This window comes from Streptomyces longispororuber, from assembly GCF_014656095.1.
Taxonomy (GTDB): Bacteria; Actinomycetota; Actinomycetes; order Streptomycetales; family Streptomycetaceae; genus Streptomyces; species Streptomyces longispororuber.
In genome coordinates this window covers 1-10182 of the sequence record NZ_BNBT01000220.1, presented here as the reverse complement: position 1 = coordinate 10182, position 10182 = coordinate 1, and the positions used below count along the sequence as shown (strand labels likewise).

At 73.9% G+C, this 10182-nt stretch carries 7 protein-coding genes and 1 pseudogene; 6 read left to right on the top strand and 2 right to left on the bottom strand.

The window, feature by feature from the left end; all coding sequences use genetic code 11:
* The 4 genes and pseudogenes from IE330_RS36120 to IE330_RS36105 all read left to right on the top strand — a co-directional run.
* Positions 1 to 612: pseudogene (locus tag IE330_RS36120) on the top strand (RNA polymerase subunit sigma); the annotation flags it as partial.
* A gap of 217 nt (positions 613 to 829) precedes the next feature.
* Positions 830 to 3193 (top strand): HelD family protein, encoded by a 2364-nt coding sequence (locus tag IE330_RS36115; protein ID WP_190140413.1) that lies wholly within the window; start codon positions 830 to 832, stop codon positions 3191 to 3193.
* A 349-nt stretch (positions 3194 to 3542) separates the two neighbouring features.
* Positions 3543 to 4958, top strand: a complete 1416-nt coding sequence (locus tag IE330_RS36110; RefSeq protein WP_190140412.1) for an NAD-dependent malic enzyme — start codon at positions 3543 to 3545, stop codon at positions 4956 to 4958.
* 464 nt (positions 4959 to 5422) lie between these two features.
* Positions 5423 to 5704 carry an HU family DNA-binding protein gene (locus IE330_RS36105; RefSeq protein WP_016645140.1) on the top strand — a complete coding sequence of 94 codons (282 nt, stop codon included), beginning with the start codon at positions 5423 to 5425 and terminating at the stop codon, positions 5702 to 5704.
* 203 nt (positions 5705 to 5907) lie between these two features.
* Here the strand turns inward: IE330_RS36105 and murA are convergent, their stop codons facing one another.
* Positions 5908 to 7260, bottom strand: coding sequence for a UDP-N-acetylglucosamine 1-carboxyvinyltransferase (gene murA, locus IE330_RS36100; RefSeq protein WP_190140411.1), 1353 nt, complete (start codon positions 7258 to 7260; stop codon positions 5908 to 5910).
* 252 nt (positions 7261 to 7512) lie between these two features.
* Here murA and IE330_RS36095 point away from each other — a divergent pair, with 252 nt between their 5' ends.
* Complete coding sequence (locus IE330_RS36095; protein WP_190140410.1) at positions 7513 to 8073, top strand: YqgE/AlgH family protein; 561 nt, start codon at positions 7513 to 7515, stop codon at positions 8071 to 8073.
* A gap of 7 nt (positions 8074 to 8080) precedes the next feature.
* Here IE330_RS36095 and IE330_RS36090 read toward each other — a convergent pair whose 3' ends face one another.
* Positions 8081 to 8992: a LysR family transcriptional regulator gene (locus IE330_RS36090; protein ID WP_190140409.1), complete on the bottom strand. Its 912-nt coding sequence runs from the start codon at positions 8990 to 8992 to the stop codon at positions 8081 to 8083.
* Between the two features lie 107 nt (positions 8993 to 9099).
* Between IE330_RS36090 and IE330_RS36085 the strand changes: the two genes are divergently transcribed.
* Positions 9100 to 10182: MFS transporter (locus IE330_RS36085; protein WP_190140408.1), on the top strand; the 1083-nt coding region annotated here is incomplete at its 3' end.

Genomic DNA, 10182 nt, shown 5'->3' with positions numbered 1-10182 from the left:
GCCGCCCTGCCCGGGCCGCGCTCCGCCCCCGGGAGCGGAGCGGCCCCGGCCGCCCCGCCGGCGGCCGCGCTCGCCGAGCGCCTCGTGGACGAGGTCGCCGAGCGTCGCGCGCGCAAACGCCGGCGCGGGATGTATCTGGTCGCCGCGGCCGCGGCGCTGATCGTCGGCGGCCCCCTCGCGGTGTACGCGACGGACGGCGGCGACGGCGGCGGCAAGCGGCAGGAGGCGCTCGACCCGCACCCGACCTCGCCCGCCGAGGACGCCTTCTTCCACCACATGGACCGGAAGATCGCCGCCACCGACCCCAGGACCCGGGTCACCGCCACGGTCGGCACGGAGAAGAAGGCCTGGGGCACCCACACGGTCCTCGAACTCAAGAACGTCAAGGGCCCGCTGAAGTGTTCGCTGGTCGCGGTCGGGAAGAACGGCGAGCGCGAGACCGTCACGACCTGGGCGGTGCCCACCTGGGGCTACGGCATCGAGGACAGCCCCAACCGGTGGGCGCGCAACCCGCTGTACGTGCACGGCGGCGCCGCCCTCGCCCGCGACGACATCGACCGCTTCGAGGTCCGCACGTCCGACGGCGACCGCCTCGTGACGGTGGCCGCCTGAGGCCGGACGGCCCGCGCGGCCTCCGGCGGCGGGCCCGCGGCCGCCGGGGCGGCCCGGCCGCCGGGCCCGCCGCCATCGGTCACGGCAACGTCCCAGGCCACAGCGGTGCCGCGGTCCGGCGGCGGACCGCCGACCGAGACTGCACAACCGGGGTTCCTTTCGCGTACGGTGGACGGCTGCTCAATACGGGCAGCAGCACGTCTGGAAAGGGGCCCCGGTGGCCGACGTACGCGACCGCGAGATCAGCGTCGAACAGGAACACCTCGACCAGGTCTACCGCCGCCTGGAGGAGAAGATCCACGAGGCCGAGTTCCTGATGAACGACGCCGCCAAGCGTGCTCAGGTCGGTACGCCGGGCGCGCTCGCCGAGCGCGACGCGCAGGTCTTCCGCGCGGGCATCCACCTCAACCGCCTCAACAACGAGTTCGAGGACTTCCTCTTCGGCCGCATCGACCTGCTCCTCGGCAAGGACGGCAAGAAGGGCCCGGACGGCGCCTACACGGCGGTCGAGCCCGCCGAGGGCGCGGTCCGCGAGGAGGCGGCGGGACGCGTCGCCGACATCGCCGAGACCCTGCACATCGGCCGCATCGGCGTGCTCGACGCGGACTACTCGCCGCTGGTCATCGACTGGCGGGCGCCCGCCGCGGCCCCCTTCTACCGCTCGACCCCGGTGGACCCCGGCCGGGTGGTGCGCCGCCGCGTCATCCGCTCCAAGGGCCGCAAGGTCCTCGGCGTCGAGGACGACCTGATGCGCCCGGAGCTGACCGCCTACCTGGACGGCGAGCCGCTGCCGGTGGTCGGCGACGGCGCGCTCATGGCCGCGCTCGGCCAGGCGCGCAGCCACACCATGCGCGACATCGTCGCCTCCATCCAGGCCGAGCAGGACCAGGTGATCCGCGCGCCCGCCGCGTCCGTGACGTACGTGGAGGGCGGCCCCGGCACCGGCAAGACGGCGGTCGCGCTGCACCGCGCCGCGTACCTGCTCTACCAGGACCGGCGCCGCTACGCGGGCGGCATCCTCATCGTCTCCCCGACGCCGCTCCTCGTCGCCTACACCGAGGGCGTCCTGCCGTCCCTCGGCGAGGAGGGCCAGGTCGCCATCCGCGCCGTCGGCTCCCTGGTCGACGGCGTCGAGGCCACGGCCTACGACACCCCGGCGGTGGCCCGTGTCAAGGGCTCGTCCCGCATGCTCAAGGTGCTGCGCAAGGCGGCGCGGGGGGCCCTGGAGACACCGCCCGCCCCGGCCGCGGCCCCGGCCGACGACGCGCTCTTCCCCGCCGCGGACGCCGCCCCGGAGCCGCAGTTGGCGGACGGCCCCCCGTCGGCGGCGCCCACCCCCACCAGGCTCCGCGTCGTGGCCTTCGGCCGCCGCTTGGAGCTGGAGGCCAGGGACCTCGACCGCATCCGGCGCAACGCCCTCGGCGGCACCGCCCCGGTGAACCTCCTGCGCCCCCGCGCCCGCAAGCTCCTCCTCGACGCCCTCTGGGACAAGTCCGGCGCCGCCACCCGCCACAGCGACCCCGAGCTCGCCGCCGAGCTGCGCTCCTCCTTCGACGAGGACGTCACCACCGAGGACGCCTTCATCGCCTTCCTCGACGCCTGGTGGCCGGTCCTGACCCCGCGCGGCGTGCTCGCCGCGATGGCCGACGAGAGGCGGCTCGGCCGCTGGGCCCGCCGGGTGCTCAACCCCGGCGAGGTGCGCAAGCTGGCCCGCTCCCTGCGCCGCGAGGCGTACTCCGTGCACGACGTCGCGCTCCTGGACGAGCTCCAGGCGATCCTCGGCACCCCCGCGCGGCCCCGCAAGAAACGCGACCTCGACCCGCTGGACCAGCTCACGGGCCTGGAGGAGCTGATGCCCGTGCGCGAGGAGTCCCAGCGCGAGCGCGCCGAGCGCCTGGCCGCCGAGCGCGTCGAGTACGCGCACGTCATCGTCGACGAGGCGCAGGACCTCACGCCCATGCAGTGGCGCATGGTGGGCCGCCGCGGCCGCCACGCCACCTGGACCGTCGTCGGCGACCCCGCGCAGTCCTCCTGGTCCGACCCGGACGAGGCCGCCGCCGCCCGCGACGAGGCCCTCGGCACCCGCCCGCGCCGCCGCTTCACGCTCACCGTCAACTACCGCAACCCGGCCGAGATCGCCGACCTCGCCGCCAAGGTCCTGGCCCTGGCGATGCCGGGCTCCGAGGCGCCCTCCGCCGTCCGCTCCACGGGCGTCGAGCCGCGCTTCTCCGTCGTACGGGACAAGGACCTCGGCCGGTCCGTGCGCGAGGAGGCGGCCCGGCTGCTCGACGAGGTCGAGGGCACCGTCGGCGTCGTCGTCGCCATGCAGCGCCGCGACCAGGCGGCCCGCTGGCTCGCCGGCCTCGGCGAACGCGTCGTGGCGCTCGGCAGCCTGGAGGCCAAGGGCCTGGAGTACGACGCGACGGTCGTCGTCTCGCCCGCGGAGATCGCCGACGAGTCCCCGGCCGGTCTTCGCGTCCTGTACGTCGCGCTGACCCGGGCGACCCAGCAGCTCACCGTCCTGTCCGGGGAGCGCGACGAGCCCGACGCGGACGGGGTGCCGGATCTGCTCCGGGACTGACCCCTGCTGCGGGAATGGCCCCACGGGGATGCAGTGTTACCGTGGATGTGGCACCGGCCCGATCCAAGCCCCCGGGCCCAACCTTCGTCGCTACGAGCGACCACTTGCCGCGAGGCGAGCATGGCGGGTCGGTGTCACCAGACGTACAGATGAGAGAGGCCCGCGCCACCCTGTGGCGCGGGCCTCTTTCTGTTTTCCGCCACTTCTCGTATGGTGGAAAGTGTTTTCCGAAACCACGGGAAGCGCAGGGAACACAACGTTCGCAATCCGGGGCGGCTACCACGTACTCAGGGGTAGGTGCGACGATCGGACGGCAACAGCTACAAGGTGAAAGCAGAGGAAGTCCGCCATGGCAACGGCGCCCAGCGTCTCCTACTCGATGACGGTCAGGCTGGAGGTGCCCGCGAGCGGAACCGCGGTCTCCCAGCTCACCACGGCCGTGGAGTCCTCCGGCGGCTCGGTCACGGGCCTCGACGTCACGGCGTCCGGCCACGAGAAGCTGCGCATCGACGTCACCATCGCCGCGACGTCCACCGCGCACGCCGACGAGATCGTCGAGAAGCTGCGCGGCATCGAGGGCGTCACGCTCGGCAAGGTCTCCGACCGGACGTTCCTGATGCACCTCGGCGGCAAGATCGAGATGGCGTCCAAGCACCCCATCCGCAACCGTGACGACCTCTCCATGGTCTACACCCCCGGCGTGGCCCGCGTGTGCATGGCGATCGCGGAGAACCCCGAGGACGCCCGGCGCCTGACCATCAAGCGCAACTCCGTCGCGGTCGTGACCGACGGCTCGGCCGTGCTCGGCCTCGGCAACATCGGCCCGAAGGCCGCGCTGCCCGTCATGGAGGGCAAGGCCGCCCTCTTCAAGCGCTTCGCCGGCATCGACGCCTGGCCGATCTGCCTGGACACCCAGGACACCGACGCGATCGTCGAGATCGTCAAGGCCATCGCCCCCGGCTTCGCGGGCATCAACCTGGAGGACATCTCCGCGCCCCGCTGCTTCGAGATCGAGGCCCGGCTGCGCGAGGCCCTCGACATCCCCGTCTTCCACGACGACCAGCACGGCACCGCGATCGTCGTGCTCGCCGCGCTCACCAACGCCCTGCGCGTGGTCGGCAAGGGCATCGGCGACGTACGCGTCGTCATGTCCGGCGCCGGCGCGGCCGGTACGGCCATCCTGAAGCTGCTGCTCGCCGCCGGGGTCAAGCACGCCGTCGTCGCCGACATCCACGGCGTCGTGCACGCCGGCCGCGCGGACCTCGTGGACGCCGCCCCGGACTCGCCGCTGCGCTGGATCGCCGACAACACCAACCCCGAGGGCGTCACCGGCACCCTCAAGGAGGCCGTGCGCGGCGCCGACGTGTTCATCGGCGTCTCGGCCCCCAACGTGCTCGGCGGCGAGGACGTCGCGGCCATGGCCGACGACGCCATCGTCTTCGCGCTCGCGAACCCCGACCCGGAGGTCGACCCGGCCGTCGCCCGGCAGACGGCTGCCGTCGTGGCCACCGGCCGCTCGGACTTCCCGAACCAGATCAACAACGTCCTGGTCTTCCCCGGTGTCTTCCGCGGCCTGCTCGACGCCCAGTCGCGCACCGTCAACACCGAGATGATGCTGGCCGCCGCCACCGCCCTCGCGGACGTCGTCTCCGAGGACGAGCTGAACCCGAACTACATCATCCCCAGCGTCTTCAACGACAAGGTCGCGGGTGCCGTCGCCGACGCCGTGCGCACCGCCGCCAAGGCCGCCGGCGCCGCGGGCTGACCTTCGGGTCCACCCCCTCTTTCCCCAGCTCGGCGGGGTCCTCGGACCCCGCCGCAGGCGCCGCTCAGGCCCCGCGCGGGCTGTGACCGGTGCCACGGAGCGGCCCCGGCGCGTCGTGGAACGGGCCCCTCGGCGGGCCTCTAGGGTGGCTGGGCGCGGGTCTGGGGGCCCGCGTCACCCCGCCCCGCAGGCAGTCCTGCGGTGCGGCACCGGGAGCGGACGGAGCGTCACCATTTCGGGGCACCTCAGCGAAATGGGCGCTTTTCGTGTGACTCCCAAGGGTGCCGGATTGGCTTTCCCGCCGCAGGTGGGGGCAGGATGCGTCTCTGGGCGCGAGGGTCTGACCACCGGACCCGGGTCCGGGGCCTGACCGAGACCCTGGCAGCATCGGCTTCGCTGTTGCCTAACATGCGGCTCCGCCGCGTGGCACGCCTCAACGGCAAGAAGAACACGGGAGTAACAACATGAACCGCAGTGAGCTGGTGGCCGCGCTGGCCGACCGCGCCGAGGTGACCCGCAAGGACGCCGACGCCGTGCTGGCCGCGTTCGCCGAGACCGTCGGCGAGATCGTTGCCAAGGGCGACGAGAAGGTCACCATCCCCGGCTTCCTGACCTTCGAGCGCACCCACCGTGCCGCTCGCACCGCCCGCAACCCGCAGACCGGCGAGCCGATCAACATCCCGGCCGGCTACAGCGTCAAGGTTTCGGCGGGCTCCAAGCTCAAGGAAGCCGCCAAGGGCAAGTAAGCGGGCCTCTGGCCCTGTGCGAAAGCGGGCCTCTGGCCTTGTGCAGCGAAGGGCGGCCGCCCCTGTGGGGTGGCCGCCCTTCGGCGTTGCTGCGTTTTCCTCTACGTGCTGCGTCGTGGGGGCTGGGCGCGCAGTTCCCCGCGCCCCTTTCGGGGCGCGTTCCCCTCGGCCGCTGTCCCTTCGGGGCGCGTTCCCTCGGGGTGCTAGCCCAGGGCGGGCTGGCCGGGGAGTTCTACCTTGGCGCCGAGTTCCACGAGCTTGTCCATGAAGTTCTCGTAGCCGCGGTTGATCAGCTCGATGCCGTGGACGCGGGACGTGCCCTGGGCGGCCAGGGCGGCGATCAGGTACGAGAAGCCGCCGCGCAGGTCGGGGATGACCAGGTCGGCGCCCTGGAGCTTGGTGGGGCCGCTGACCACCGCGGAGTGCAGGAAGTTGCGCTGGCCGAAGCGGCAGTCGGAGCCGCCGAGGCACTCGCGGTAGAGCTGGATGTGGGCGCCCATCTGGTTCAGCGCCGAGGTGAAGCCGAGGCGGGACTCGTACACCGTCTCGTGGACGATGGACAGGCCCGTGGCCTGCGTCAGGGCGACGACGAGCGGCTGCTGCCAGTCGGTCTGGAAGCCGGGGTGGACGTCCGTCTCCAGGGCGATGGACTTGAGCTGGCCGCCGGGGTGCCAGAAGCGGATGCCCTCGTCGTCGATCTCGAAGGCGCCGCCGACCTTCCGGTAGGTGTTCAGGAAGGTCATCATCGAGCGCTGCTGGGCGCCGCGCACGTAGATGTCGCCCTCGGTGGCGAGCGCCGCGGAGGCCCAGGACGCGGCCTCCAGGCGGTCCGACAGGGCGCGGTGGGTGTAGCCGCCGAGGCTGTCCACACCGGTGATCCGTATCGTCCGGTCCGTGTCCATCGCGATGATCGCGCCCATTTTCTGCAGGACGCAGATCAGGTCCTCGATCTCCGGCTCGACCGCGGCGTTGGAGAGCTCCGTCACACCCTCGGCGAGCACGGCCGTGAGCAGCACCTGCTCGGTGGCGCCCACGGACGGGTACGGCAGGCGGATCTTGGTGCCGCGCAGCCGCTGCGGCGCCTCCAGGTACTGCCCGCCCTCGCGCTTCTCGATGGTCGCGCCGAACTGGCGGAGCACCTCGAAGTGGAAGTCGATGGGGCGGCCGCCGATGTCGCAGCCGCCGAGGCCCGGGATGAAGGCGTGGCCGAGCCGGTGCAGCAGCGGGCCGCAGAACAGGATCGGTATCCGGGAGGAGCCGGCGTGCGCGTCGATGTCGGCGACGTTCGCACTTTCCACGTGCGAGGGGTCGAGCACGAGCTCGCCCGGCTCCTCGCCGGGGCGGACCGTCACGCCGTGCAGTTGCAGCAGGCCGCGTACGACACGGACGTCGCGGATGTCGGGCACGTTGCGCAGGCGGCTCGGAGCGCTGCCGAGCAGCGCGGCGACCATGGCCTTGGGCACGAGGTTCTTCGCGCCGCGGACACGGATCTCCCCCTCCAGCGGGGTTCCGCCGTGGACAAGCAGGACGTCGTTGGAGGTGCCGGTGACGGTCATGAATCTCGCGTTCCGATGAGGTGGACGGGGGGCCAAGGGGCAAGCGTAATGGCCGCGTACCCCCCGCCCGTAGGTCCAAGGGGGCGCAAAGACGTCATGAGTCCGCTACAACACGAACCGTGCGGAACCGGACGCTCAGGGTCACCTTCCCCGTGCGCCCGCCGCGCCGCCCGCGCCCGCCCTGAACTGGGACCACTGCCCGAGTGCCGCGTGACTCCCCGCGCGGGGCCGAGATGCGGGATCATGTCAGGCATGACCGAGGTGTCCTCGCTCACAGGGCGGTTGCTCGTGGCCACGCCTGCCCTGTCGGACCCCAATTTCGACCGTGCGGTGGTGCTGCTCCTCGACCACGACGAGGAGGGCTCCCTGGGCGTGGTCCTCAACCGCCCGACGCCCGTGGGCGTCGGGGACATCCTGGAGGGCTGGGGGGACCTGGCGGGCGCCCCCGGCGTCGTCTTCCAGGGCGGTCCCGTCTCCCTCGACTCGGCGCTCGGCGTCGCCGTCATCCCCGGGGAGGACGGCCCGCTCGGCTGGCGCCGCGTGCACGGCGCGATCGGCCTCGTCGACCTGGAGACCCCGCCGGAGCTGCTCGCCGCCGCCCTCGGCTCGCTGCGCATCTTCGCCGGGTACGCGGGCTGGGGCCCGGGCCAGCTCGAGGACGAACTCGTCGAGGGGGCCTGGTACGTGGTCGAGTCCGAGCCCGGCGACGTCTCGTCCCCGGACCCGGAGCGGCTGTGGCGGGCCGTGCTGCGGCGCCAGCGCAGCGAGCTGGCCATGGTGGCGACGTACGCGGACGACCCGTCGCTGAACTGACGCGGCCTCAGGCCGTCGGCGGCTCCGCCCGGTGCCGGTCCCGGTCGTCCCGGCCCGCCGACGGCCGCGCGCACGCCCGCAGGTACCGCTCGGCGAGCGGGTGCGGGTCGCGTTCCGGCACGGCCAGGCGCACGGTGACCGGCGGCGCGTTCTTCAGGCGTACGTAGCGCAGGCCGGGGTGGGCGTACCGGCGGGCGACCGGTTCGGGGGCTACGCCGACGCCGTGGCCCGCGGCGACGGCCTCCAGCCACTCGTCGAAGTTGTCCGCGGTGCAGGCGAGTTCGGGGCGGCGGCCCGCGGGCCACAGCTCCGGGCGCGTGGTCCCGGTGACGGTGTTCACCACCAGCGGGTACGCGGCCAGCTCCGCCCAGTCGACGACCCGGCGGCGCGCCAGCGGGCCCGCGCCCCGGGCGAGCACGGCGACGCGCGGCTCGCGCAGCAGCACCCGGCCGCGTACCCCGTCGGGCAGGTCGCCGCGGACCACCGCGACGTCGCACGCGCCCGTCGCGAGCCCGGCCAGCGGCTCGTCGCGCCGCACTAGGCGCACCCCCGCGCCGGTCGCCGCCTCGAACGCGGCGGTGAGCGGGCCGCACGCCTCCGGGAGCAGCGAGGTGAACCCGAGCCGCAGCACCGGCGGCTCCGCGCCCGGCGCCCGCAGCGCGGCGTCCAGGCGGGCGAGCAGCGGGGCCAGGTCGTCGCGCAGCCGCCGTCCGGCCCCGGTCAGCTCCACGCGGCGCGTGGTGCGGTCGAGCAGCCGGGTGCCGAGCGCCTCCTCCAGGGAGCGCACGGTCCGGGTGAGCGCGGGCTGGCCGACGCCGAGGGCGCTCGCGGCGTGGGTGAAGTTCAGCTCCTCGGCGACGGCGAGGAAGCCGCGCAGGTGCCGCAGTTCCACGGCGTCCACAGGGTGCGAGGCATTCATGCCCCCGGAGCATAAACGGCCCTCCGTGGGCATTTCCCCGCCCAACCGGAGACTGCCTACGTTTCCGTCCCGGACCGCAAGCACTGCCTGAAGGGAGCTGATCGCCGGTGCGGAGGATCTGGCTGCTGATGCTGGGAGCCTTCACCTTGGGGCTCGACGCGTACGTGATGGCCGGGCTGCTGCCCGTCGTCGCCGACGACCTCGGGACCTCCGTGTCCCTGGCCGGACAGATGGTGACCGTGTTCACGCTCGCGTACGCCGTCAGCGCCCCGCTCGTCGCGGGGCTGCTCGCGGGAGTGGGCCCGCGCGCGCTGCTCGTCGCCGCGCTCGCGGTGTTCACACTGGGGAACGCTCTGACCGCCCTCGCGCCGGGCCTCGGCGTGCTGCTCGCCGCGCGCGTGGTGGCCGGGGCCGGCGCCGGGGTCTACTCGGCCCTGGCCACGGCGGCCGCCGCCGCGCTCGCCGGTCCTGAGCGGCGCGGGCGGGCCCTCGCCCTGGTCATGGGCGGCATGAGCTCCGGCACGGTGCTCGGGGTGCCGCTGGGCGTGCTGCTCGCCGACCACACCTCGTGGCGCTCGACGATGTGGCTGGTCACGGGGCTCGGAGCGGTGGCCCTCGCGGGCCTGGCCGTCGGGCTGCCGCACATCCCCGCGCAGCCGTCCGTGCCGGTGCGGGCGCGGCTGGGGGCGCTGGCCGACCGCGCCGTGCTCCCCGTGGTCGCCGTGTCCTTCCTGGCGGCCGTGTCCAGCCTGGGCCTGTACACGTACCTCGCGCCCGTCCTGGACGCGGCGGGCGGCGTCGGCGAGGGTGACATGGCGCCCTACCTGTGGGCGTGGGGGATCGGCGGGGTGCTCGGCAGCGTCCTCGCGGGCCCGCTGGTGGACCGTACGGGCCGCGCCCTCGCCCTGGTCACCGGGGTCATGGCGGCCCTGGTCCTGGCGGAGGGCACCCTTCCGCTCCTCGGTGCGGCGGCCTTCCCGGCGCTTCTGCTCTGGGGCGCGGCGGGCTGGGCGCTGCAAGTGCCGCAGCAGCACCGCCTCCTTGCCCTGAGCGAGGGGCGCGGCACGGTCGCGCTCGCCCTCAACAACTCCGCCCTCTACCTGGGCAGCGCGGCAGGATCCGGCGCCGCGGGCCTCGCCCTGTGGGCGGGCCTGGCCGCGGGCGCCCTGCCGTGGGCGGCCGCCGCCGTG

Bases quoted from the DNA above. Each gene is read 5' to 3' on its own strand.
- IE330_RS36105 (WP_016645140.1), top strand. From the start codon at position 5,423: ATGAACCGCAGTGAGCTGGTGGCCGCGCTGGCCGACCGCGCCGAGGTG.
- IE330_RS36095 (WP_190140410.1), top strand. From the start codon at position 7,513: ATGACCGAGGTGTCCTCGCTCACAGGGCGGTTGCTCGTGGCCACGCCT.
- IE330_RS36090 (WP_190140409.1), bottom strand. From the start codon at position 8,992: ATGAATGCCTCGCACCCTGTGGACGCCGTGGAACTGCGGCACCTGCGC.
- IE330_RS36110 (WP_190140412.1), top strand. From the start codon at position 3,543: ATGGCAACGGCGCCCAGCGTCTCCTACTCGATGACGGTCAGGCTGGAG.
- murA (WP_190140411.1), bottom strand. From the start codon at position 7,260: ATGACCGTCACCGGCACCTCCAACGACGTCCTGCTTGTCCACGGCGGA.